This window comes from Paenibacillus barcinonensis (assembly GCF_003217495.1).
Taxonomy (GTDB): domain Bacteria; phylum Bacillota; class Bacilli; order Paenibacillales; family Paenibacillaceae; genus Paenibacillus; species Paenibacillus barcinonensis.
On record NZ_QJSW01000001.1, the window covers coordinates 449682 to 473395 of the forward strand.

Annotated in this window: 38 protein-coding genes; all 38 read right to left on the reverse strand. The window is 46.6% G+C overall.

The window, feature by feature from the left end; all coding sequences use genetic code 11:
• Window positions 1–2 precede the first annotated feature (2 nt).
• The 38 genes from DFQ00_RS02080 to DFQ00_RS02275 all read right to left on the reverse strand — a co-directional run bounded on the left by DFQ00_RS02080 (window position 3) and on the right by DFQ00_RS02275 (window position 23672).
• On the reverse strand, window positions 3–470 hold the full coding sequence (locus tag DFQ00_RS02080) for a phage holin family protein (RefSeq protein WP_110893633.1): 468 nt from the start codon (window positions 468–470) through the stop codon (window positions 3–5).
• 563 nt (window positions 471–1033) lie between these two features.
• Window positions 1034–1171, reverse strand: a complete 138-nt coding sequence (locus DFQ00_RS28955) for a hypothetical protein (RefSeq protein WP_167433570.1) — start codon at window positions 1169–1171, stop codon at window positions 1034–1036.
• Window positions 1172–1226: 55 nt separating this feature from the next.
• Window positions 1227–1676, reverse strand: a complete 450-nt coding sequence (locus tag DFQ00_RS02095) for a hypothetical protein (protein ID WP_110893639.1) — start codon at window positions 1674–1676, stop codon at window positions 1227–1229.
• A 3-nt stretch (window positions 1677–1679) separates the two neighbouring features.
• The gene (locus DFQ00_RS02100) at window positions 1680–2285 is read right to left on the reverse strand and encodes a hypothetical protein (RefSeq protein ID WP_110893641.1); all 606 of its coding nucleotides are present in this window, start codon (window positions 2283–2285) and stop codon (window positions 1680–1682) included.
• Window positions 2285–2662: a tail fiber protein gene (locus DFQ00_RS02105; RefSeq protein ID WP_110893643.1), complete on the reverse strand. Its 378-nt coding sequence runs from the start codon at window positions 2660–2662 to the stop codon at window positions 2285–2287. The genes DFQ00_RS02100 and DFQ00_RS02105 overlap by 1 nt, the downstream gene beginning before the upstream one ends.
• Before the next feature lie 15 nt (window positions 2663–2677).
• Window positions 2678–3319 carry a hypothetical protein gene (locus tag DFQ00_RS02110; protein ID WP_110893645.1) on the reverse strand — a complete coding sequence of 214 codons (642 nt, stop codon included), beginning with the start codon at window positions 3317–3319 and terminating at the stop codon, window positions 2678–2680.
• Window positions 3303–4490 carry a baseplate J/gp47 family protein gene (locus DFQ00_RS02115; RefSeq protein WP_110893647.1) on the reverse strand — a complete coding sequence of 396 codons (1188 nt, stop codon included), beginning with the start codon at window positions 4488–4490 and terminating at the stop codon, window positions 3303–3305. The genes DFQ00_RS02110 and DFQ00_RS02115 overlap by 17 nt, the downstream gene beginning before the upstream one ends.
• Complete coding sequence (locus DFQ00_RS02120; RefSeq protein WP_110893649.1) at window positions 4480–4845, reverse strand: contractile injection system sheath initiator; 366 nt, start codon at window positions 4843–4845, stop codon at window positions 4480–4482. Before DFQ00_RS02120 ends, DFQ00_RS02115 begins: the two co-directional genes overlap by 11 nt.
• Window positions 4827–5222, reverse strand: a complete 396-nt coding sequence (locus DFQ00_RS02125; RefSeq protein WP_110893651.1) for a Gp138 family membrane-puncturing spike protein — start codon at window positions 5220–5222, stop codon at window positions 4827–4829. Before DFQ00_RS02125 ends, DFQ00_RS02120 begins: the two co-directional genes overlap by 19 nt.
• A complete protein-coding gene (locus DFQ00_RS02130) occupies window positions 5219–6010 on the reverse strand; it encodes a phage protein (protein ID WP_110893653.1) in 792 nt (263 codons plus the stop codon). Before DFQ00_RS02130 ends, DFQ00_RS02125 begins: the two co-directional genes overlap by 4 nt.
• Complete coding sequence (locus DFQ00_RS02135; RefSeq protein WP_110893655.1) at window positions 6000–6323, reverse strand: phage baseplate plug family protein; 324 nt, start codon at window positions 6321–6323, stop codon at window positions 6000–6002. Before DFQ00_RS02135 ends, DFQ00_RS02130 begins: the two co-directional genes overlap by 11 nt.
• A gap of 9 nt (window positions 6324–6332) precedes the next feature.
• Window positions 6333–6887 carry a phage baseplate protein gene (locus DFQ00_RS02140; protein WP_110893656.1) on the reverse strand — a complete coding sequence of 185 codons (555 nt, stop codon included), beginning with the start codon at window positions 6885–6887 and terminating at the stop codon, window positions 6333–6335.
• Window positions 6887–9259, reverse strand: a complete 2373-nt coding sequence (locus tag DFQ00_RS02145) for a phage tail tape measure protein (RefSeq protein WP_110893658.1) — start codon at window positions 9257–9259, stop codon at window positions 6887–6889. Before DFQ00_RS02145 ends, DFQ00_RS02140 begins: the two co-directional genes overlap by 1 nt.
• 45 nt (window positions 9260–9304) lie before the next feature.
• The gene (locus tag DFQ00_RS02150; protein ID WP_110893660.1) at window positions 9305–9490 is read right to left on the reverse strand and encodes a hypothetical protein; all 186 of its coding nucleotides are present in this window, start codon (window positions 9488–9490) and stop codon (window positions 9305–9307) included.
• Complete coding sequence (locus tag DFQ00_RS02155) at window positions 9480–9788, reverse strand: hypothetical protein (RefSeq protein ID WP_110893664.1); 309 nt, start codon at window positions 9786–9788, stop codon at window positions 9480–9482. Before DFQ00_RS02155 ends, DFQ00_RS02150 begins: the two co-directional genes overlap by 11 nt.
• 32 nt (window positions 9789–9820) lie before the next feature.
• Complete coding sequence (locus DFQ00_RS02160) at window positions 9821–10216, reverse strand: phage structural protein (RefSeq protein WP_076326872.1); 396 nt, start codon at window positions 10214–10216, stop codon at window positions 9821–9823.
• A 16-nt stretch (window positions 10217–10232) separates the two neighbouring features.
• Window positions 10233–11237 carry a DUF3383 family protein gene (locus DFQ00_RS02165; protein WP_110893666.1) on the reverse strand — a complete coding sequence of 335 codons (1005 nt, stop codon included), beginning with the start codon at window positions 11235–11237 and terminating at the stop codon, window positions 10233–10235.
• Window positions 11230–11718, reverse strand: a complete 489-nt coding sequence (locus DFQ00_RS02170; RefSeq protein WP_110893668.1) for a phage neck terminator protein — start codon at window positions 11716–11718, stop codon at window positions 11230–11232. Before DFQ00_RS02170 ends, DFQ00_RS02165 begins: the two co-directional genes overlap by 8 nt.
• The gene (locus DFQ00_RS02175; RefSeq protein ID WP_110893670.1) at window positions 11705–12052 is read right to left on the reverse strand and encodes a hypothetical protein; all 348 of its coding nucleotides are present in this window, start codon (window positions 12050–12052) and stop codon (window positions 11705–11707) included. The genes DFQ00_RS02170 and DFQ00_RS02175 overlap by 14 nt, the downstream gene beginning before the upstream one ends.
• Window positions 12053–12054: 2 nt before the next feature.
• A complete protein-coding gene (locus DFQ00_RS02180) occupies window positions 12055–12522 on the reverse strand; it encodes a phage virion morphogenesis protein (RefSeq protein ID WP_110893672.1) in 468 nt (155 codons plus the stop codon).
• A gap of 9 nt (window positions 12523–12531) precedes the next feature.
• Window positions 12532–13074: a phage head-tail connector protein gene (locus tag DFQ00_RS02185; RefSeq protein WP_110894068.1), complete on the reverse strand. Its 543-nt coding sequence runs from the start codon at window positions 13072–13074 to the stop codon at window positions 12532–12534.
• Window positions 13049–13300, reverse strand: coding sequence for a hypothetical protein (locus DFQ00_RS02190; protein WP_110893674.1), 252 nt, complete (start codon window positions 13298–13300; stop codon window positions 13049–13051). The genes DFQ00_RS02185 and DFQ00_RS02190 overlap by 26 nt, the downstream gene beginning before the upstream one ends.
• A 53-nt stretch (window positions 13301–13353) precedes the next feature.
• The gene (locus DFQ00_RS02195; RefSeq protein ID WP_167433572.1) at window positions 13354–14583 is read right to left on the reverse strand and encodes a phage major capsid protein; all 1230 of its coding nucleotides are present in this window, start codon (window positions 14581–14583) and stop codon (window positions 13354–13356) included.
• A gap of 14 nt (window positions 14584–14597) precedes the next feature.
• Entirely contained in the window at window positions 14598–15218 is a 621-nt protein-coding gene (locus tag DFQ00_RS02200; protein WP_167433573.1) for an HK97 family phage prohead protease, read from the reverse strand.
• On the reverse strand, window positions 15148–16404 hold the full coding sequence (locus DFQ00_RS02205; protein ID WP_279630384.1) for a phage portal protein: 1257 nt from the start codon (window positions 16402–16404) through the stop codon (window positions 15148–15150). Before DFQ00_RS02205 ends, DFQ00_RS02200 begins: the two co-directional genes overlap by 71 nt.
• Window positions 16405–16515: 111 nt before the next feature.
• Window positions 16516–18279: a terminase large subunit gene (locus DFQ00_RS02210; protein WP_110894070.1), complete on the reverse strand. Its 1764-nt coding sequence runs from the start codon at window positions 18277–18279 to the stop codon at window positions 16516–16518.
• A complete protein-coding gene (locus DFQ00_RS02215) occupies window positions 18272–18859 on the reverse strand; it encodes a P27 family phage terminase small subunit (protein WP_110893683.1) in 588 nt (195 codons plus the stop codon). Before DFQ00_RS02215 ends, DFQ00_RS02210 begins: the two co-directional genes overlap by 8 nt.
• Before the next feature lie 105 nt (window positions 18860–18964).
• The gene (locus DFQ00_RS02220; RefSeq protein WP_110893685.1) at window positions 18965–19321 is read right to left on the reverse strand and encodes an HNH endonuclease signature motif containing protein; all 357 of its coding nucleotides are present in this window, start codon (window positions 19319–19321) and stop codon (window positions 18965–18967) included.
• 3 nt (window positions 19322–19324) lie between these two features.
• Complete coding sequence (locus DFQ00_RS28710) at window positions 19325–19678, reverse strand: hypothetical protein (RefSeq protein ID WP_146236093.1); 354 nt, start codon at window positions 19676–19678, stop codon at window positions 19325–19327.
• Window positions 19679–20042: 364 nt separating this feature from the next.
• Window positions 20043–20588: a site-specific integrase gene (locus tag DFQ00_RS02230; RefSeq protein ID WP_110893689.1), complete on the reverse strand. Its 546-nt coding sequence runs from the start codon at window positions 20586–20588 to the stop codon at window positions 20043–20045.
• A 379-nt stretch (window positions 20589–20967) separates the two neighbouring features.
• On the reverse strand, window positions 20968–21348 hold the full coding sequence (locus DFQ00_RS02235; protein ID WP_208643739.1) for a hypothetical protein: 381 nt from the start codon (window positions 21346–21348) through the stop codon (window positions 20968–20970).
• A gap of 35 nt (window positions 21349–21383) precedes the next feature.
• Window positions 21384–21587, reverse strand: coding sequence for a hypothetical protein (locus DFQ00_RS02240; protein WP_110893693.1), 204 nt, complete (start codon window positions 21585–21587; stop codon window positions 21384–21386).
• Entirely contained in the window at window positions 21584–21814 is a 231-nt protein-coding gene (locus DFQ00_RS02245; protein WP_110893695.1) for a hypothetical protein, read from the reverse strand. The genes DFQ00_RS02240 and DFQ00_RS02245 overlap by 4 nt, the downstream gene beginning before the upstream one ends.
• Window positions 21811–22050 (reverse strand): hypothetical protein, encoded by a 240-nt coding sequence (locus DFQ00_RS02250; RefSeq protein WP_110893697.1) that lies wholly within the window; start codon window positions 22048–22050, stop codon window positions 21811–21813. Before DFQ00_RS02250 ends, DFQ00_RS02245 begins: the two co-directional genes overlap by 4 nt.
• An 11-nt stretch (window positions 22051–22061) precedes the next feature.
• Window positions 22062–22457, reverse strand: a complete 396-nt coding sequence (locus DFQ00_RS02255) for a beta-sandwich lipoprotein (RefSeq protein WP_110893699.1) — start codon at window positions 22455–22457, stop codon at window positions 22062–22064.
• Between the two features lie 93 nt (window positions 22458–22550).
• Window positions 22551–22916, reverse strand: coding sequence for a hypothetical protein (locus DFQ00_RS02260; protein ID WP_110893701.1), 366 nt, complete (start codon window positions 22914–22916; stop codon window positions 22551–22553).
• A complete protein-coding gene (locus DFQ00_RS02265; protein ID WP_110893703.1) occupies window positions 22917–23159 on the reverse strand; it encodes a hypothetical protein in 243 nt (80 codons plus the stop codon).
• Window positions 23160–23384: 225 nt separating this feature from the next.
• Window positions 23385–23672, reverse strand: a complete 288-nt coding sequence (locus DFQ00_RS02275) for a hypothetical protein (RefSeq protein ID WP_244213657.1) — start codon at window positions 23670–23672, stop codon at window positions 23385–23387.
• Window positions 23673–23714: the final 42 nt, after the last annotated feature.

Sequence of the window (23714 nt, forward strand, 5' to 3'; positions counted from 1 at the left end):
CATTAAACTGCTGGGTTTTGTGTTGTTGTATCATCCTGCGGTGGATCTGGTAGATTTGGATTAACTGGCACAGAAGACTTCGATTCAAATATCTTCACAGCATTTCGCAACGCATCCGGCATAGGCAACCCCATACGGCCAGCATTCTCAATAACAGACAATAGCTCATTAGCAATATAGAAAAACACTACTGCATCCTGGATGTATCCGGTACTTCCCCATGCAGCATCAATATAATGGGAAATCGTTACTATCAAGAAGATAGCTGCCTTTCTTGCAATACCTTCAAAACCAACCCGGCTACGCAGCTCATGTTTAATCCAAGCCGCTGCCCATCCCGTTAACCAATCCACAACAACCAAAATCAAAAGTAAATGTATCAAAATATCCCATCCTCCAAAGAGGTATCCCGCGCCAGCCCCCAAAGCTGCGGACACCATTTTAATGACATTAGCTATCCCCTCGTTCATGCCGTTCCCTCTTCTCTCTGTAATATGAAAAAGCCCCCTGACCACTCCAGAGGGCATAAATAAATATGCTGCATAATATTTTTATCCGTAAGCTTCCCAAGTATAAGACCCGAACGCGTCGAGGACAGGTAATAGGAATCCAGAGTCCCTTACATACCAATCCCCGGTAGCAATGCAATAAGTGCTCTTCATTGTAACTAATGGACTTCCGTAAGGATTACGTATAAACGAAGAAAACACTCCTTCTGTGTTACCGTTTCGCTTCAAAAGTATCGATTTTGGAACTTTTCCAAATGAGTAAACAACGAACACTCTATAAGCAGTTCCAAATTGAACTTGAGTGTCAAAGTTAAAAACGGGAGTCCCTGTACCAGTTGTAGAAGTAACAGTTCCCGAAGCAATCAATTCCCAAGGTTTATCCGGATTAGGTCCGTCAATCAAGTAATTGTCTAATAAATAACTATCAAGTAAAGGCATGCGTTCACCACATTTCAACTGGATTAAATAATGCCCTCCAGTTGATCAGAGGGCATAAAAATAGCGCTCCGATTCCGGAACGCTTGTTACGCAATATTGCCGTTTTGGTCCATTCCAGTAGCTTCGAGAGCCGCTTTCACTTTGTCACGATTGCCGCCAGCAATAGGTACATCGTCAATTGTGATTACACCTTTATGAATCATAGCCACGTATACAGCCAACATATTTTCACCCCCCTTCATAAGTTTGCTTGCCAGCCGGATCAGCATCCAAGCAAACTTATTCCGCATTGCCTTCATCCGGGAGCGTTGACAGGAATAAAGCATGCAGCTCCATCAGCGCAATTTGATTGAGTGTGTTTTCTTCTGCCAGCTTTTCATTACGCGCGTCTGATTCTGCCAGCCTTTGATTCAAATTATTGATTTGGCTTTCCAATGAAACCGTTGGAGGGCTTGTTTCCGTTCCTGGTTCTACTGGATATTTCCATAATGGTTCCTTTGTATCAAGGTCAATACTGACAATTTGGCCGCCTTTGAATCGATCAAAGGTAAATGCCCCGTATTCAAGTTGGATCATGCCTACGCTTGCAGGAATTGTCTCAGCCAACGCTTTATACAATTCGAAATCTTGTTCCTTTGTCGTTTCAGTAACGTTACCAGCAAATTCTGGCGTGATTTGAATTACATTGCCTGAACTTAATGCGTAATATACCTTACTTCCGATTAACATAAATTATTGCACCACCTTTTCTAAAATCAAGCCGATATAACAATTTTTATTTCCCGAGAAAGTATAAGTTCTTCCCTTTGTCATCATGATATTAGACTTAGGAATAATTAAAGATTTACTAGGTCCTAACTTTTTATTATTAATCAAAACGAATTGACCATAAAACGCAAAAAGTAAGTCAGTTGGATTAGGGTTTATAATGTACATAGCCTTGATTATCCAATCAGATCCGTCATCTTGAATTACAAAAGGTGATCCGCCTGTTGCAAGCCCGTTAACTTTCTTATACGGAAAATTACTTGCGTCATAGTCCTTTTCTTCTACGGTGACTGAAATTCGAAACGAAGTAACCCCGTTATGTTGTATTAGTATCCTCTCTCCTGCCAACAAGAACAATTCTAAGTCTTCAATAATTAAAGAATCTCCTCCTTTCAATGCATAGGAATACACTAGGTAAGTACCACCTAAGTGCACTGAAACGGTCGAATTCTCGGTTCCCGACAAGTTACAAATAACCAATGACTTAATCAATGAATATTTTCCTGTTGGAACTTCGTAAGGATAGCTTGCACTTGTAGTCGACGCCGCTTCAATAAGTTTAATGGTCATTATTCAATCGACCCCCAAATGTTTCGTTTTGAAATTGTTTTTCTTACGTCATTGAGCGCCTTTTCCGTAACCGCTAGTTCTTCAGATTCTCCGTCAATCTTGTTTGATAGTTGGACCTTACCTTTTACTATAAGGGATGCATCCGGTATGTCCGCCTCACCAATTTCCTCACGCAATTCCTCGGCAATGGAATCGACATAACTTTTTTCTACTGCCTTCTCTTGAAACTCCTTCAGGGCAAGGTACATCCAGTTCATAAACCAGTTGAACCATTGGGCTGGTGGTTTCATACCGGGAAGAAAACCTGTCTGCTTTTGTGTTTCCGATGGCTCAACGCCAGTAGCGTGCCATTCGGGCAATTTCCTTTCAAATGCCACGGTGTGGCCCCCTTTCTATATTGGCAGATCTGTATCCGTGCCTGCTTGGTATACGGCCCCAAGACCACCACCAATTGTATCATCGTTGATATCACCGAATCCCGCCGCCGAGTCAAAGGATTCCGGAAGCCCTCCGAATTCAAACGTTCCCTGTAACTCGATGCTCTGGACACTAACCCCGGCCGCTACCGTCTTGGATATGATCTGAACGAATTGGTTCAGTTCTATTCCGGAAGAAGCCAAACGCTCAAGCGGAAGACGCATCAAGGATATTGCTGCCGGTTCCGGATCAAGTGGGTCATGGAACTTCTGAGTAATTTTGATATCCGAGTAACTGGCACCCACGGCCAAGGCGATAACTCGAATAATCGTATTAACATCACCTTTACTTAGGTTCCGGGCTATTTTGGATTTGATCATGATCCGGTACACATCGTCTGAAGCCGCGCCTCGCTTCTGGCCCACGTTTCCACCGATCAGATCCAGCGTTGTTCCCTTCGCTTGGTCAATGTCACGCCACTGCTCAATCTTTTCGAATCCCTGTTTTAAATCATTGATTGGCTCACTTACGATCCGTAGCAACTTACCAATGTTGCTGTCTGGATTTTTTACGTATACATCGGTCAATTTACGGATTAAATCAGCTGCTGAAATCATTTGTGACCACCTCGATCCAATCAGCTGCAGTTTGTGCCACCTGGAATACTTCGATAGGGATATTTGCCGCCGTGAATGTCGTTCCATCCTGAGACAGTTCCAAGGATACATCCTCGACCCCAGCAATCTTGTAAATGGTTGACACAAGGCGCATCAAGATAACGTCATCGTTCATGCTCAGCCCCGCGTACACGGTCCCGTCTGAATCTGTCCCGCCTATGAACTGCGCGAGAGCCGAAACCACCTGTGCGTTACCGTCAGCCGGGTAAGATGCCGTTTTATAGATATGGACCTTGATATGGATCGGTACCACCTCAGCACGGGAAAATGAAACTGGTTGTTCGTTCCCGCTCAGATCCTTTAAAACTACGGTTGTATCACCATAGGACTCTATTCCGGCTGATCCCACACCATGAATGGCCGTTGCAATATCAACATCTTCACCGCCAAGTACATAGGACTGATAGGACTTCGGAGGCCTTCCGGCTGAATCAACATCCTTGGAACTATTAATAATGACAGCCGCAGCACGTACACCAGCCACACGCAGGATAGCCCCTCTTATGCTATCGCCTGTAGCTGATCCACCACCAGCAACAGACAGCCCGAACAGTTCCCGAAACTCTGGGTCGGTTTGCTTGGCTCGTCCACCAGATGTGGCCACTACGTTGGTTACTGCCGTGACATCTGGGTTGGGATTGACGATAACGGAAATGAGTCCCGCAGCCACGTTGCTACCTGTGCCTGACTCTAACGCTTCAATGGCTACAATCGCTTTGCCTGTAGAGTCAAACACAGCAGGATCAAGTGTCTCAAACTGGACATCTCCCTCTGTAGCAATTAGGAAGCCTTCCGTCTGTGTGTATCCCGGCGTTCCTGTCAATGTCACGGTACCTGTAGCGTATTGGTCCAGCACCCGAGAAACGCCCACATATGGCCCCAGACGGTCCAAACTGTTACCTTCAGCCGTGTTTACGTATCCGCTGTAATACACTTTTTCAGCAAGGGCATGGACGATAGATAAGAACCAAGCAAAAAGCCGCAGGATAATACCCAGCGGCGATTTCTCAGACGTATTCACTTTTTCGCCCCATGCTTCCTTCGCTTTGTCCTCCATTTCCTCGAACAGATCAGCAAAGCGCTTGCGCTTAAATCCCGTTTCATCCAACACCGATTTCCACCCCCTCCTGCTCTACAACTTCGCCGTTGGTTCCGATAGCTAAAAACGAAACCGTCATAACCCTAGCCTTCAGGTCAATGCTGAACGTGATTTCCTCCACGCTCTCAATACGATCATCATCCAGGAGTGCACGGTTCAACTCATCCCGCATTTCCTCTTCATTCACAGTTTTTCCGGTGAATAGATCAAAATCAATCCCCAAGTCCGGATTCAGGAACCATTCTCCTGTCCTGGTTCCCAAGGATATTTCACAGCACTGGGCCAACTCTTCGGTTTCTTCCACCAACAGTAACTCGCCTAAATCATCAAACTGGATATCCCCATCGATTAGCTTGAGAGACTGCATCCAAACACCCCCACAATAACAGCATCATTACGGTCATGCGTTCGGGCTGTATCCGGAGAAGCAACCGAACCTGTCATAGCGTTCCGGATTTCATTATCAGCAAATTGCACCATAACAACATCCCCCGGATGAAGAGATGGCTTATATTCCTTTTCCACGCCATCAACCTTGTATCTATGGCCCAACGCCTGAACGTTAAGAATCATGGCCGGATCATCCGAAGTCGTCCGAATCAAAGGCTGTACATCCGCTGTACATGTACCCTCATCAAACTTGATTACTTTACACGGCGTGCCACAATGGATATCCGCCATAGCCTTGTCAATCAGCGATTGCAACAACTTCGCCATCGCCGCTGCCGGATCTACTTTACTCATATGACCGCCTCCATTTCCGTTTTATAATCACCGGTTCGTGTGAAGGTATGGGACCCGCTCCGTACATGAAGACGGCCAGAGAAGACACGGCTTTTTAAATCAATAGCCGAAGCAGTTGTAATCCGGTACTGAAGCTGAGACGAAAGATTGTATCCTTTGGAACCACTCTGTTCAAAAGCAGCAGGAGAACCGATTAGTCCAGTGTCTGAATTGAGCTTGAACAATTCATCTGCCCCACGACGAAGGCTCCGGATATACAGCTTGCCTTTGTTGATATAGCAGCTTGTACCGCAATCCTTACACACTTTAGATATGATCTCTGTAACCGCACCCTTGGCGCTGTATCCGTCCTGGTATCTGTAATCCTGATTCAGATCCATTTGAGCAATAGGCAGGCCAATGTACGTTGCCATTTGTTTGATGATCGCACTACCCAGCGTGTTCTTCGCATATGCTATTTCCTTGACCACACGTTTGGACAGATCCACACCGTCAAGGACACGAATCGTTGTAATCTTGTCCACGCCTGACCAAGCTGTACGTACATCAGATATATAGCCATGCAAGATAACCCCGATATCGCCTTTGTATCCGGCATTGACCATCAAGACTTTTCCGGCTTTGATATTATTCAACGTTGTATTCGAGAGGTTCCAGATCTTGATTTCTGCCTCATTTGGTAACGGGTCATTATCAAATGGAATCACGCCCTCGATGTTGTACTTGTCCATGCTGAATTTCATGCCCTCGGTCATGACTTCGACCACACGGCCAAAGTTATTCTTCATCCTCATCACCTTCGATCAAATATAAAAAGACGCTCTCTGAGAGCGTCCGCCAGTTCACTGTATGTTCCGTCTCGGATTGATCGTATGGAACGATCGGCACCCTCGGGAAACGTTTGTCTACCACGTCATAGAAAAGAGTCGTCCCGTAGACCAATTTTTCACCTGTGACCAGGACTTCTTCGTCCTTCTCCAGATCCACGGTAAAGTAATCGAATTGTTCATTGTAATGCACTTCAAAAGTAAACATCTCATCATCAAGCGAGATATCAAACCTGTACGGTATTAAATCCTTTTCAATATCGATGTAGTCCATAAAACCTCCTTACGCCCAAGGGCTACCAGGCTTAAACTTCACCTTTTTCACAGGCTCCTTTTCTTTCTTTGACTTAGTCTTTTTGGACTTACTCGGCTTCGACTTATCCTTATCCTTGGAACTCTTCGACTTGGATTTTTTGCTCTCCTTGGTCTGCTTCGTTCCTGAGTTAACAATCTTGACTGTCTGCGCTTTGACAGGCGTAGGTAGTTTTGCTGAATACGACGATGTGGCAATACGTACCTCAGTCATCGTAAAGGATATCGAGTATCCATTGGCAATCTGGTTTGTATGACCTGTCGCCAGACCGGAGATGATCCCCGTGAAAGCCATACGTCCGACATATTTCACAATCTGGCCTGAATCGGATGCTTTTTTGAGATACGCGAGTATCTTGGATGCATCCGATCCGGCCACCACGCCTGTAATACCCATTGTCCGTGCTTTGCGCTGAACATGGTCCATCATGTCGATATCTTTTTCCACAGGCTGCGTGGTGATATCCACATCAAAGGTCGGACTTTCCTGTTCCACCAAGATGTAATGACCGTCAATCTTTGCCATTAAGCTCCCTCCATTTCAGGAACCTGTAGCCCCATCCGTCTGAACGTTTCTTCCAATGCCAATTGCAGTTGTCGTCTAACCTCTGCGCCGATATCGGTTGCAACGTTTGCCGTGGAAGCATCCGCACGGATATCGATATTTACGCTAACATTCATACTGGAACTTGCTGCCACGCCAGCAGTTGAAGCAGTTGCAGGAGCAAGCGCTCTTGCTGGAGCCATGGCAGACTTGCCGTTCATATCAGGCATAATCTCTTCCGTGACATCAGCTGAAGCGCCGGAAACACGATCCTGAGTACCTTCAATACCTCGGGCCAAACCTTCACCCGTGAAGAAACCAACCTCCATCATGACACGTGATGGTGAGTGAATACCCAAAATGCCCTTGATCTTATCAGTGATGCCGTTACCGATTTCTTTCACCTTATCGACTACAGCGTTCGCCATGCTGCCGATCCCGTTGATCATACCTTCAATGATGTTTTTTCCGATGTCGAACAGGTTGATCCCTGACAGGAACCCGGTGATCCGATCCCATATCGACTTGATTCCATCCCAAATGGCTGTTGCTCTGGTGGTTACTGACGTGACCAACCCCGCGAACATATTCTTGATGAAATTCCCAATCGATTGGAATATTGATATCGTCCCGCTTTTGAGTGCCTGCCATTTGGAAACTAACCAATCCTTAATGGCTCCCCAGTTCTTGAATACAGCAATAGCTATAACAATTACCGCTATGATAGCAAGTACAACCCATGTGATCGGGTTCGCAAGAAACGCCGCATTCATGGCCCATTGAGCTGCTGTCATAGCCCAAGAAGCAGCAGTTGAAATAATCATAACTGCCTTTTGAGCAGTCCAAGCAATAATGGTCGCTGTAATTGATGTTACAACCGCCCAACCTTGGATTACATATCGGACCATCGAGAGGACCATCTGACCAGTCATTACAGCGGCATTGGCTACCATTTGCGCCTTTGACAACAAGAACGCTCCTGTCATTCTCGCACCTGCAACCATAGCCTGTATGCCCGTCTGGACGAATGCCGGGAGCAACAATGTTGTGATAATCCCGACCACTGCTCCAATCGTGCCCTGGTTATCCTCTAATGTTTTTTTGAAATCCTGAAATGTGGAAACGGCCTGATCCTTGAATTCGAGAATTTTAGGGATGAATTCATTGAACTTGTCATACACAAAGGAAACTGCATTCCCTGCCCAATCCAGTGCCGCACCCAATCCATCACCGATAGCATTACCAACCGCCTCGATCTGTGGTTTGTGATCCGCCATCCATTGTCCGAACTGGTTGAAATACGGAAGAAGCTTCTCACCTATAGGAATCAGGATACTGGTTTCAATCTGTCTGCCGAACATCTGGAAGGCTTCGCCCGGCTTATCAAACTTAATCTTGTTCAGCTCAGCCATGGCTTCACCTGTGGAATTGAACTGGCTTGTGGCCCTGCCCATCCCCGCAACTACATCTGCCTCCAGATCCTCGAATTGAGTACCCAGAAGCGATACACCAATTTGGTTTTTGAGAACAGGATCTTCAACGTCAGATATCATTTGAATAATCTGGCTAAATGCCGACTTTGCCTCAGGTCCACCTTTGGCGAACGTATGCATCATCGTATCTGCATTAAGTCCCAACATTTCAAACGCTTCTATGGAAGCCTTGCTACCATCCTTGGAACGTATGTTAAATTCCTTAACCGCGTCCCCAACTTTATCGAGCTGGAAAACACCTTCTGCAGAACCGGCTGCGAAGACGTCGAACATTTCTTCAGCCGAGAATCCGAGAGACTTAAATTGGTTGGCGTATTCGTTAGCACTGTCCATGAGTTCGTCCGACTTGTTCAAACCCTTTTGTGTACCTTGCGCCAACAAGTCATAAGCCTGTTCAGACGTAATGCCGAACTGTTTCATCATCGTGTCTACTGATTTAATAGACTCGTTGATTTCATATCCGAAGGCGTCCCGTAGTAATAACGCACTTTGAGTTGTGTTCTCCAACTCATCTCCAGTCTGTCCGGTTACTTGCTGAACAGTTGCAATGGCACTGCCTAAATCGGCCCAATCCTCACCAAAGTTCTGCGAATATAAATTTTTGGCAACGTCTCTTGTCGCCTCCATCTGATCAGCAGCCATACCCGTTGCGCTCTGGATGTCAGACATGGATCTTTCGAACTCGGTTGCAGCTGCTATCCCCGCAATTCCCAATCCAGCCATTGCAGCTACGCCAGCGGCACCCAATCCAACAACACCTTTGGTCAGAGTGGATATTTTCTTGTTGCCTTCGTCTAAACCGCGAGTGTTTAATTTAAAACCAACGGCAAACATGAGGTTGCCTATAATGCCTCCTGCCACCTCAAACCGCCCCCTTAAAACAGAAAAGACGCCCGTAATGGACGCCTATTTCCGTTTTTCATTCTTCTTTTGTTGTTCAATATGAATATCAAGTGCTGCATTGGCTTCGGCAATATCATCCGGGTCCATGTTGTCCAAATCGCTATATGTGATCGACATGTCAGACAACAACAGACGCCATAACGGCCAATTGTTTGTGGCGCGTTCTCGTGCTTCTGATTTACTCAGCATCTTTGGAATCTTCCTCAGATTCGTCTTTCTCATCGTTACCTGTAATGAATGCATATGCTGCGCCTACAACCTCACCAAGCTCTTTGTAACCACTCGGACCCTTGAAATCATCCATCTTTTGTTTAGGTTCAACTACGACATGAGATAACATTTCTTCGGAAAGCTTCTCATCTGAAGCACCGCCAAATTTGTTTTTAATGCGGTCTGTAATTTTGGTAACCTGACGAACACCTGGGAACTGAAATGTATAGTCGTTTCCTGCTTTAGAAGTAAATTGTTTTTGTGCAAAGTTTGCCATGAAATATCATCCTTTTCTATTTTGGTTTTTAATTAGCTGAACAACATGTCCATCAATACAAATTCATACTCCCGATCCTCTGCCTCATTGCCATAAGTCCGAGAAGCAGGCTTTTTGATGAATGCTTCTGTTACGGTGATGGTCTCTTTTGGTGGTCCTGCATTGATGATAGTCACCGGAACCAGCTGACCACTATTTGCAAGACCATCCAAATACGCTACCTGTGGGCTTGTCTGCTGCAATGTTACGGTAGCTGTACCGAGAGGATTATTCACCTTCGTCCGGACGGTATCGCCTTGAGCGCCAACCTTAACCTCGAAATTATCCTCGTCCTTCTCAACCTCAACCATATCCTCCGAAAATCCGGTAAGATAAACACCGCCAACGATAACGCTGACGGCCTTGGAATCGTATGTTGTTGCTGCCATAGTGAATTATCCCTCCTTACTTGCGGATTAGACCGCGAATGGTAGTTTCGTGAATCGCTCCAGCCAGATCGAACCAAAATGACCCGCCGTTGTAGATCCGTTTCGCCCGATCAGCTGGATCAGTTTGGGCACGGGTTTGGAACGTTGTTCCGTACATCGGTTGATCGTTCTCGTCAGCGGCAATGATGCCCTGATTGAATCCCTGCTGAAGAACGGTTCGTGTTTCGCTTTCCAACTGAGCAATACCCGTATCCGTAAAGCTGACTTTTTTCGTCTTGGCAAATAGCCTTTGAATGGCATATTCGATATTGAATCGGATGTAATCCTTGGAGTGTATGACGTCGATCCATTCACCAGACAAGGTTTTACCCTCTGACGTTTGATTCTGCCCGGCTTTGGTCACATACGTAATAGCTCCCGCAGTATGGATCTCGCGCAGCTCCGTGTCTGTGATGTCAAGTGGCGTAATGCCTTGCAAGTATTTGAATTTCCATGTCACTGATCCAACAGGAGCAGAACCAACCCGGCCAATTAATGCCGCCTCTGGATAATTTGAAATATCAGTATGATAGAAAACTGTAGTCCGGCTATAATTCTCAGCTAGCAACAAGGCAACATCCGCAAGCGTGGAAGAACGTGTGAAATACTCTCTTGAGTTGTTCTGTTCAATCGCTGCCGCAAATTCATCCACATCTGCTTGAAGCGTGGTTGTGGTGATCAGGAAATACCAATCTTCCTTCCACAAACGACCCAGAACATCATCAATGCTCTCCGGTTCAGTACCAGTCTTTTGACAGGCGATAGCAATTTCTGCAGGTGAATCATCACCTTGATTCAGCAAAGCGTATGCCGCCTTGTATTCCTCAGTCGTTTCCGCATAATCCAGCTTGACACTTGATAATTCGGTGTATGTTTTATACGGCTTTCCCGCTGTGGCTGAACCCAGAATCAACGGCTTGCCAAATCCCAATCGTGGCGTGGGTGTTTCAATCTCAATGATTACATTTACGTCTTTAGCCAAGTGGCTCAACTCCTTCCACATTTACCGATTCAATCGGTATGTAGTTTTCTTCGATTACGTTTTTGGTCCGCAACTCGATTTCAAAACCGTTCCGGCGCTCCCATTCGTTCCCCAGCTGAACATCATTGTTGATAGACTCGCCAACCGTAACGACAACGGTGTTCACTTCGTCTTTCAGGAGCCGGTGCCCAGCTGTTAGGAACCAGTCTCTTGCCCGGTTCGCCAGAACGACAGCGCCCAGACGATCATGGGCATAGCTTTGAAACGTTACGCTAAGCGGCACGTCTCCTGAATGAACCATTTTGTCGCCTTCAAGTGTCACGGCCATGTGACCGCGAACACTGCCTTCATCCGAAAAGTTATACGTCATGAACGGGACAGGCGGAACCTTGTTAACGCCATCAATTTCAATGACTCGCACACCCAACGCCCCAGACAAGCCCTCAATCATGCTTTTCCGGATCGCTTCAAACTGGATCATGAGTGCTCACCCGCTTTAACCGATATTCGTTCACATTGCTGTACTGATTCCAATCCGAGTCCGTTTCCACGGTGTACTGTTTGCCTTGATGCTCCACCACGTCACCCGCATCATGCTGGAACGTTGTCAGTAACAGCCTGTCGTCCACTGTGTAACGTCCTCCATCCGTCTGGGTTAACTTATCCCCTAACGGCTGTATCGACCCTCTCAGGTCAATTCTCTGCGTCTCAGGAGGTCGATAGACTCCAACAGAGTTCCAGTCCCCATCATCTTCTCGGATAAGGGTGTATGGACGCTCATACTTGCGCAGGATACGCGCTTGGTTGAATCTCATGGCTAACCTCCTTTAGCCCGGACACGGAAGACGATAGAATCTCGTAAATCCATGTCTGACTGCAACAACCGTTTTCCTTTTTTATAACGGGCATAGATTGCAGATATTCCCGGCTGCTTGATCCGGTCAAAGTTCTTGACCACTCGTTGTTGCCCAACTTCTCCGATCTCCTGCAAGAGAGATTCAACCGTCTTGTTCCCAAGCGCGATTTCATTGACCCCAGCGCGAACAAGTTTGCCTATAGCAGCCTGCGCCTTTTTCTTCCCGGTGCCGATAAAGGAACGGGCCGGAATATTCATTTTGGCCGAACCAAATTCGTGAACCGCTGCAATCATAGCCAACTCCGCATTACCCTGAACCCCGATAACCACTTCTTGATCCATCAATGGCCGGACCCGATCCACCAACACAGACAAGTCCATATCTCCGGTATACTGCACATTAGCACGCCTCACACTTCTCCTAGCCATCCATCCACCTCACAACTGAATAAGAGCCTTGACTGCTCCTGGCAGGCTTCGGCCCTCATCCTTGTATGTTACGGATATGTTTCCAACCTTCTCACTGGTAACGCCTTGTTCCCTCATCAGCGTTTGAGCAAGCAATACACAGGCCAATTCGTATTTCTGTGGCAATGTCGAAGCCGGAGCGCCTTCCTCGTCGCTTGGCAGAATGTATCCGGCTAAATATTCCACATCGATAATGCGCGCCTCACAGGGCCAACCAGAGCGTTTAAATAACATCCCGTTTTCGGACTCAATCTTGATAGAGTCGGTTTGCTGCTCCTTATCGTAAATGCTCAGCTTTGACACTGAATGGATAGGGAAGTTTCGAAGCCGGAGGAACTGGGTTCCAGGACCGTCCAACGTCTGTTGGTATGTCTTGTATTCAAAACTCCGATTGCATTCCCGTTCGATCCATTCCGATGCCGCGGCCAGAGCCGACAGCAAATACAGATCCTGTGAAGTGTCATCCAGCGGAATGGACAACATCCCTTTAGCTCTTTGGAGTGTCGTCAGCATCAGGATCACCGCCAGGAGCATCCTTATCCTTGTCCGAGTCAGTTGATTTAGTTTGCTTTGACAAAGCTTGACCTTCGTCATCCTCAGAAATGACACCCGCAGCCCTCAAAACGCTTGCACGCTTCTGATCCGCAGGATATAAAGAACCAGGTTCAATCAAAGTGTCCGTTTCTTTATCGTTAAAAGCAGAGATTACCGTATAATTCAATGTTTCACTTTTGGCCATTTTTCTCCATCCTCCTATTAGGCCCGGAAACCCGGGCCGCATAAATAATTTGATTAAGGTGTTGGAACGCCTAGTTTAATAAACGGAGACACCTGATAACCGTTTTCCATTTCGAAAGGACCGTTAACCCACGGCTTGCCATCAACGTTCCAAAAGGCTTTGATGATTGTTTTGTTTTGTTTGAACAATGGATGTTCGGAAGCTTGGATAAAGATACCGGAACCGTCTTTGATGAGGTAGTAACCCATATCTCCAAGTACCAGGTCACCCGTTGCGCCGAGGATTGGAGCGTTCTCCTTAAATCGGATTGGGTATCCAAGAAGCGTCCCTGTCATCTTGTCAGCAACATTTGGTTGGAAGATCAAATTACCAGCCTCATCCTTCATAGTCAAAAGTTGCGGCAAAATGGATTGAGATGCTGCCCAGATCAAAGCACCACCAAGTTTAGCTTGAGCAATCAAGGCAACAACATCAGGATAAGTGATCAGGTTCGCCGTTTTACGCGGCACTGTAATGGATGCTGGAGATACCATGGCACCGCTTGGTTTACCGACTCCATTACCGTACAGGAAAGCATCATCCTCAGCTGCAGCAATCGCACCTCTGAATAATTTTGTAATGATGGTGTTCACAGCTGGAGCATTCCGCAAAAGCTTGTCTGTGACAACGATATGAGCAGCAACCTCATGAGGCGTCAAAGTTAGATCTCTGAACTTGGCGCTTGTTTCCGGTTTTTCATCGCCTTCACCGATCCAGTTAACCTCTACACCACCGTACATATTGGAACCAGCTCCCTGGTCTAGCGCAGGGAATGTAGTACTGGAATCCGGAGCGTTTTCGTCAGCAGGGATGACCAAGGCACGCGGACGAACAACCGCTTCTTCCGGCGTGATTTCAAATAATTGCGCCGAAAACTTAGGAGGCACGAAAACGCCGCCAGAAGCTTTTGTTCCCGCAGCCATTTCACGGTATTCTTTCAAACGTGGATCATACGGATCGGATCGGTAGCACGAAATCAGCTCACCCAAGCTACGGAATTCACTTTCATGCGCTGGATCATCAGGTGTATGTTTTGCGCCGCTGCCACCCATGGCAAACTGTTGGGCACGTTCTTCGAGTTTGATTTCATCTTCTAAGGAACGGGACTCTGCTTCCATGGTTGTAAAATTGGTTTCTTCGTCATCCGTAAAGCCACGTTTTTCCGTCTGTGCCAGCACGATCAGTGATCGCATTTCCTCTTTCTTTGCAGCAAGTTTTTTTCTCAATTCGATAAGATTTTTCAAACAATCCATCTCCCTTATAGGTTCAATTTTCTCATTCTCATGTCATGTTCAAGCATGATCATGTCTAACTCTTCGACGGTGTAGCCCAGCAATTCGTCATCGTCACCGGTTCTTTCTTGAAACACTTCTTCAGCTGATCGAATACCTACCGTCGACTGAGGATAGGCTGGAGTCGTTACCGGGCTAACTTCGAATAGTTCCGCTTCAATAACCGACCGAATCGGCATATCTGCGTTTGTTTCGTCCCACTCTTCCTTGGTTGGGCGAAAAATAAAAGACGACCCCCGCACGTCTCCGCGCTCGATCGTCTCCACATATTTTTCCGCCCAACTTGGAGGCGTGATTTCATATCTCAGACCAATGTCATCCTCAGTAACAAGCAACGTTCCCGGTGTGCGTCCTAATATCTCACGTGCGTCATGCTGCCAGGAGGCATAAACATCAGGGTTAACCAAACTGGCCGCAAATGCCCCGCGCTTGAATCTCTCCTGGAACATGCCAAAAATCGGATGTGATAACTGGTCCCACCTCACGGCGTAACCAATGATTTTTGTCGGTTCTCCATCAACTTTCCGAACCTCCGGCCGACTCTCCGGTAAGATCAGTTCCCTTTGTTCCTTCGTCTTGTTTCCCATCTTTGTTATCACCTCCCCCCGGTGGAATCGGATTAGCTTTGTTCTGATTTTTGTAATACTCATCGACCATATCCAGCGGCAACATATTTAAAGGCACCCAATACCTATCTCCGCCCTCAATCGGGTTCTCATTTTCTTTCTCCAAGATATCATTTTGAGAATAAGCACCCATGTTGAACATTTCCTTATAGAACGCTGCACGCGCAGATGAATCACCTCGAAGCAATCCTTCAATGAGATGTTCAGCAAAGAACTTCTTTCGTTCGCTCTCTGAAAACAACTTCCAGCTGATCGTCTGTTCCCACCTAATAAGCCAAGGTCGGAGTGAATGAATGACAAAATCAATCGACTGTTGCTCTATGTTAGAAAACGAAGCGCGTTCAAGGTCTGCCATCATGTGTGGAGGCACACGAAATACCCGTGCAATCTCAAGAATCTGGAATTTCCTTGTTTCCAAAAACTGAGCATCGTTCGGTGGAATTGTGTTCTTTGAAAAGGTCATGCCTTCTTCCAAGAGCATCAGGCGATGAGCTTTACCAAGCCCTTCGTATTTTTCTCGAAGTGATTTTTGGAGCCGTTCAAAAGCTGCATCGGACAATGTACCGGGTAGCGTTGCGACTGCACCAACGTTTGTTCCATTCTCAAAGAAATCCGCGCCGAATTGTTCCGTCGCCAGAGCCAATTCAACAGCCTGCCGCGCCCAATGAATGACGGACACGCCTTTGGTACCATCAAATCCAAGCCCCGGTATATGGAACATGGCATAAAACGGTACATTATGTTGTTTACCATCTTTGGTTGTGACTCTGAAAAACGGATCTCCATCAGCTGTCTCCATGTGTTCAACCCTGTGAGGTGGGATCGGCCAAAGAGCAACTATTTCCCCTGCTAAGTCATATTCAATTTCCGCATAACAGTTACCCCACAACAATATGTGAGCCATCATCGTTTCCCGGAAGGTGAATGCCGTCATCCTTGGATTGGGCTGATTTTGAAGAAGATAACCAACCCTATGTGTTGTTCTGGATTTCCCTCTAGGATTTAACCTTTTGTATACTGGCAACGGAAGAGACGCTACCGACTCTGCGAGTATCCTGACACATGTAAGGACGGCCGTTGAACGCATGGCCGTTGATTCTGTGACAGTAGCCCCCCGGCCTGTGAGAGCGCCGAACGCTTTATACATCCACCGTTTCGGGTTTTCCAAATCACTTGTATCGCTTGACTCACTTGGTTGGCTTCGCTTCTCCAACAATTTTGAAACAAATGGTATCCGCAGTGTGTACACCCCCTTTCATTAAATCGCTCTCACGCCCCGATCTTCGTAAACGGATCTTTTCGGTTTAGCTGAATTGGAAAGCGTCAGCTTGTGGGCATCAATCACAGCGTCAACTGGGTCGATCCGCTTCGTTTTGGATGACGGGTCCTTATCGATCTTAATTTCTCCGAAACTGTTACTCACCGTCTTGGCATTCGCCATGCTCCATGTCAGCAGCTTGTTTCTTCGGTCGTAAATGACGTTCCTGGCCTCTGCTTCCAACTTAAAATCCACCGTAGCGTCATTCAAGCTCTTGGCACTCTGAACAATCTCAACCAGATCCACCCCGAACTCTTCCAAATCAGACAAAAAGGCATCTGCGTTATGTGGATCATACGCAATGCCCAGTAGCTTGAGGTTATGTTTTTTGATCAGGTCCCGATAATAAGACAGGATGTACTTGTAATCCGTCTTAACGCCGCCCATCGTCTCTGTCGGAGTCAGTAGCCCTTCCATAATCCACATGTCATATGGCGCAAAGTCACTCTTCACATGCTCATCGACACGGGCCGAAGGAATCCAGCTGTGTGAATGAATGTAATACTTTCGTTGCCCATCAATATCTAACGGGAATTCCAATGCACCACTCGTAAGGTCTCCGCCTGAAGACAAGTCCAGACCCAAGTAACATTCTTTGCCTTCCATGTCCTCGATGGTTGTATCGGATTCGCAATTAACCCAGTGTTCCATGTTCATATACTGAGTGTCCGAGAACTGAACCCATCTGTTCAGGGACTTGGTCAGGAAGTTACGAAGCTCTTCCCCTTGCTGAACCTTGGCTTTGATCGCTTCAGCTCGTAAGCTATCCAATGTTTCTGGAGTCCAGAGAGGATTTGCTTTCGGCCAGTTCGATTCGTCCCAGACATCGTCTTCCTTATCCAGCTCACAAATGAATATGAACTGCGTGTCATCCGCATGAGCACCGGCCAGAACCATCTTGCAATATTTATACAGTTCGTAGCATGGACCGTTGATGTTAAACCCGGCCGTTGTGATAACGGAAATAAGACACTGCTTCAGCTTCTTCGTTCCGTCTGCCAGCAGCTTGTACATCTGGTTATCCTTGTGCAAGTGATATTCATCGACGGATGCAAAGTACGGCCGGAACCCGTCTATGGATTTGGTATCACGGCCAAGCGCCCTGATTTCGCCTTTCGATAGGGTACATAGGATCGTACTTTTGTAATCCTTTACGTCAAAAAGACCGGATTCGTATTCATCTCCGGCCAGCTCTGGATCTGCATCAATAAACTTGATGCACTCTTTTAGCACGATGCGCGCCTGTGCTTCTTTTGTCGCTGTTACATACACCTGCGGATAACTGTATCCGTCAAAGTTTCCGTAAAATAGTGCAGGCACCGCGTTGCCCAACGACTTACCATTTTGCCGGGCTACCTGGATGTACGATGTTCGAAAGCGGCGATGTCCGTCCAGCTTGAGCCAACCGTTCCAAGAACCAAAGATGAAGTCTTGAAAACCCCACAAATCTAGTGGAAGTGGTTCCTCGCCCTCGGCCAGTGTAAGAGATTCGGCAAACTCTATGATTTCATGGGCCTTCTCTGGATCAAATACGTAAGGGAAGTCTTCCGTACCCTGTCGATCCAGATCCCGAAGGTGCCGTTCACATGCTTGCCGCTGAGCCTGCCCCGCAGTTATTCGTCCAGACGTAACTTCAAGTGCATAGGCTGTTACCCTGTCTGTCTCACCAACCGTGTTGTACGGGTAAATCTGAGGATTAGCCACTTCGGTTTCCAAACTTTCCAAACCTGCTCGGCTTCTCTTCCTTGGCCTTCGGTTTTGGTACGTTCTTCACTTTGGACAGCGGATTAAGGAACAAACGATCCTGCATTTTCAGCAGCATGTCCATTTTCTTGTTTATCGCTGTCTCTATCCGAAGCAATCCATCAACCGCAATCATGCTTCGTAATTGTTTCTTAACTTTCATGTTAAAATCTTCGGATTCTTCAATATATTCGTCCAAATCTTCAGAATCATAGGCGACTTTATCAATCGTTTGATATGATTTTTGAAGCCTTTCATACTCCGAATACGTCTTACAATACATGGCTAAAAGCCCCACATCTGAACTGCTTATCAGTTCAATATCTTGTGCAGCTGCCGCTTTATATTCTTTCATGCATTGCTTCCAATGAGTAAAGGCAATTGGATCATTCTTCACGAATGCCGGAGGTTTCAGCTTGTCGAGTTCAGCTTTTCCAAGTTTGATTTCCCCTTCCTGTCGTGCCTTAATTTGTTCTCTCGTCAATCGATTCGGATTCCCCGCAGCGAGGTGCAGGGAAACTGGTTTTGCGTTCCTTCCCATTGGGTTCACCTGCCTGAGTCACTGAAAAATTAATAAAACGAGTTTTTACGCGAAATAAGTCCGACGCGGTCTATCGTCCAAAAGGTTTCCAGAGATTTGACCCCCCTACCCATTGCCGAAACCACCATCTTCCTTGGCTGTCTTGATGTCATGACACTGCTTACATAGCGCTTGCCAGTTGTTTCGGTCCCAGAACAGCGCCTTGTCTCCCTTGTGTGGCTGTATGTGATCGACTACCGTAGCCGCTTGGACATAGCCATCCTTCCAGTGCGTCACACACAGCGGATGTTTCTTCAGGAATCCAGTTCTGGCCTTACGCCATTGGCTGTCATATCCACGCTCAGCTGCTGTCCCTCTTTGTTGGTCATAGCTATGTGCCTGGTCTTGATGGTCTTCACAGTATCTGCCTTCTGTTGTGTACTCCTTGCATCCTTGCTTACTACAGAAGCGTTTAAGTGGCATTCGTTATTCCTCGGCTGTTTCAGTAAGGGCAGTAGTCGCATATTCCTCACTGATTTCTTCCACTCTCCACACTTCATAAGGAATGTTCTTCATGATGTTTCCTTGTTGCTTCGATTTAGTTATCGTGTAGCACTTGTCGAGAATATCCAGAGCAGTCATGACCTCTCGAAGGTCTCCTTTTGACTTTACTTCTTTTGAGTACAGCTTCGGTCTTGCGCTGTCCCCAGACAGCTGGTTCGCTTGTTCCAATAGCTCCACAAGTTTTTCCGCTTTCGTAATCGCTACATCCATTTGTTTCGAGTCCACTTCAACGTTAACTTCGAGGCCTTTGATGTTTGGCGTTTGTTTCTTGTCCACGCTACTTCCTCCTCTTGGTCGTGGTCCGCTTATTGTTGGGCGTATCCTAGCCGTAGGCTTCCATGGATATCCGCGCTCATCCCAATAGGTTCCTTTAGAATGTTTGTCTGTACACACCAGACACCATTGACCTCTTGATCTCATGTTGCAATTCCCGCAGTGGAAAACGTCTCTCATTATCTGTTCTTCAGGAAATAGAAACTCCTTCAGCTTTTTAAACAACTCAATCCCTCCTTTTCTTCCTCAATGAGTTATTCATATCTATATATTTTGCATAACTGGAACACCATTAAATTTCTTAGGTTTATCAAGGGTTTGGACTGCTTTCTGAAAATGAGTTATACACTATGTTTTTATGAATAACTCATAGGCCACCAAAGCGATTCATGGCCGAATCCATCATGTCCTGATCCATTCCGATATACCGGAACGTGATAGCCTCTGACGCATGATTTAGCAACTTACGTACCAATGTAATGTCCTTGGTCTTCTGATACATGTGATAGCCGAATGTCTTCCTCATGGTGTGGGTGCCGATATCCTTCAGCTTAAATTCTTCGGCAGCTTCATTCATGATCTTGTATGCCATGTCCCGTTTGATCGGCTTGTTCTTCCCTTGCCTGGACGGAAACAGATAATCATCATCATTTAGGTTAGCGGTATACTCTTTCAGTTCCCGTCTTAATACCGGGTTGACTTGTAACCACCGCTTCTTGCCTGTCTTCATTTCGATCATGACTATATGCTCACCCATCACATCGCGTTTGCGAACCTTCAACATGTCCTGTATTCGGTATCCGGTATTGATCCCAAACACGAACATCATCCGGTTTCGCTTGCTCTTGGCTCCAAAGAACTCCTTTATTTCCTCGATCATGGCTGGGTCACGGATCGGCTGAACAATGTTCACCAGCCATCACCTCCCTGTTAAAAAAGAAAAGAGTCATCCGGCAACCCTCCGAATGACTCCAAAAGAATATCAAGAAAATTTTATCCGGCCTTGCTGGGACTCGAACCCACCGTTTCCTGAAAGGCCATAAAATAATCCGTATTTATATAACCGCCCGGATGGAGCGGCTTGGGGTGATCTTACCCACCTTCCCCGCATCACACCGCCCTTCGCCAGTTATGAAGCTTGACTGGGTCACCTAGCATGATCGAGTCCGGGTGGAATAACGGTACACCCAGGCACACCGGAAGGAAGCAATTCCCTTCTTATGTGCCTAGTGTATAACTGATCGACCGTCACTTTGCCGTCATATCACCGTCAATCTAGCGTCAGTTTACCGTCACTTTTTGCCAATGATTCCGCATAGCTTCAGATGTTCGGCGATGGTGTCAACGCCCACTGCTATGCGGCGGTCTATGGTCTTCTCACTTCGCCCTCTCTCTTCCCAGAAAGCGTCAATGGTTCCGGTATACTTCACGCCTTTAATGTATCTATGTTCAAATATTCTCTTAACGTCTTCATCTATAATCAAGCCGACAGCAACATTAATTTCATCTACTTTCGGACCATCTTCTCTTAATTTGTTCAGTTGATTAGGAGTGAGTGTTGCCGGATCTCTCCGCCGTAAGTCTTTGACTTGCAAGGCCATTTTTGGATAGCCCATCAAAAGCTTTTTGACCTGGACACGTTCAACCTTCGTCACTCGTTCGAAAATCTCCATTTGTACCACCGCAAGCCCCATATTTGGCCCCTTTCCTAAATATCAAATGCTACTTGTCCCACAGGAACGTCTTTCTCTGTAGCCTCTCTGATCAAGCCTTCTTCAAGCCACCGAGCTGGCGCTTCCTTCTTATAATTATCCCAAACATGCGTTCCCTCTTCAAGCTTTTGATATTTATTCTGTTCCACCGCTTCCGCTGTCCAGACCCATGCTGTTTTAGCTACAACCATCTTGCTCACGCCTGACCACCTACTTTCTGGCGCCGCTTTTCATCCACCTGAAATTTAATGCATCTCGCTTTATAAGCATCTGCTTCACGCCGCGCCTGATCCCGTTCAAACGTTAGCTGCCAGTTAACTTCAGTGACCGCCTGTAATGCTTGGTCTTTCTCCCTAATTAATTCAATCAGGTCTGAAGTAGACGCACCTTCCAATCCATTTAAGTGAAGTGCTACACGGTTGTTCATTCCACCACCAACTTCCCTATATCTCGAAGCTCCGGCTTACTCTTAGCCTTTGTAAAGCTGTTGAGATATGCGATCTTTTTCATAGAACGTCTCATTTCTTCCTTGGCGATACGTTTTTCCATAGATGATAGATCATGGCTGAAGGATTGATATAGCCTGTTCTGTGCTCTTAGCCCCTCAAATAATGATGATTGAATTGCAATGGCATCGTCATAAGTTAATCCGAATTGTCTCATGCTGCTTCCTCCTATTTTTTAGTTTTGAGATCAATGTCCGGCAAGATCGCCTGTGGTTTGAATGTGACCCGGTAGTGATAGGCGCTTACGTCGGCTGGCTCTAACTGCTCCGCAAAGTACGTCACATTATCGGATAGCCCTAAAAAATGCTTCTTGTATTGATCCTCGCCTACCTTGCACGTTACTGTGAGCTGGGCATTACGGTCATCTGCGTTACCGAGTGAGCAACGGCCCTCTACTGTTAGCATGTAAGCGTCTGTGATGCCGTTGTAAAAGATGATCCTGCGGTTGATCTCGAAGTTGTCGGCCGCCTTGGATAGATTGGATGATGCAACGTCCGCGTCTGTGCATGCTGGCAAAAATAACATGAGGCTTAGTAATGCGGGTATGAGTTTAATTTTTTTCATGGTTTGTATATCCTCCTATTTGGGGAGACCAGACCTGATCCGGCCTCGCTTCGCTTAGTATTTCGGTCGAATCGGACGCCTTCGGCCAATGATCTAATCTCGTTTCAGCAGCTCCATATCGTAGTTGGATTCAATGAACCGCACGGTCAGTGCACGGTTTACGTCATTGCCTAGCCGATCGTATATCAAGTACATTTCGTCTTTGGTGAAGTTCGTGCCCAACAACTCGTTAAATCTTTTCAAAACTCGTGGTGCCCAATATTTATTCAAACTCTTAGCGATAGGCCGGGACACCCAAGCGAACATTTTGCATTTGAAGTCTATTTCCGTTTCTACATCTACCAAGCGAAAATAGACATTGTTCCGTGGCTCCAAAATGATTTCTTCGTTGCGATGGACGTATGATTTCGGAAAGACTTGCAGAGCCTTTTCAATCATTACTTGTGCTGTTTGTGTCATCTATATATCACCTCTCAGGCGGATCATTTCTTCTTTGTAGCGCTTTTTAATGAACTGGTCATGCCTGGCTGTACGAACGTTATTGTGGCGACCTGGCAAGTATTCTGGCCCCGCATGATCGATGGACATCATAGGCTTAGCCCGCCATGATGTTGATGTTCGTCCCTTACCATCAGTAAACATTGATACGTATCCGCCCGAATACGGCTGAGTAGCCTTCCACATTTCGAATTTAAGTCGCATGTTATATCCTCCTTAGTAGGGAGAGGCCCACGCCTCAACCCTTGATGTTTTGCTTTATATCCGTCAACGCCCGGGTAGCCAACCGTTTTACATCCACTTGGTCGTAACAGTCTCCTGCATGGGCTGGGATCGTGATAACCATGTTTGATTGCTCATATCGTTTGTAGTGCGATGTCTTCTTGCCGCAAATTACACAATTCTTGCTTTCGCTCGAAGATGAGAATCCTATCTGCATTGGTTCCCCTCTCCTTCCTGACCCAAAGCCGCCAGTGCTTCATTAGCGATTTGAGTTGGATTGATCGTCCGTGTTGTAAACACATCGTTAAACTGGCTGTCCATACTTTCTTCCCATTCACCATCTGCAATCTTATGCAGGGCATCGCGTGCCTCTTCAAGCTCCTTGCGGAGACGTTCGTTTTCCTCATACGCCTCTTCCAAGTCATCCATCAGTGACACCGGATACGGACATCTTGCCGCAGCCAGCCTCCGTTTAACATCCAAGATAGTTTTCATGACCGTTCTTCCTCCCCTAATCCATTTGGCGATAAGTGCTTA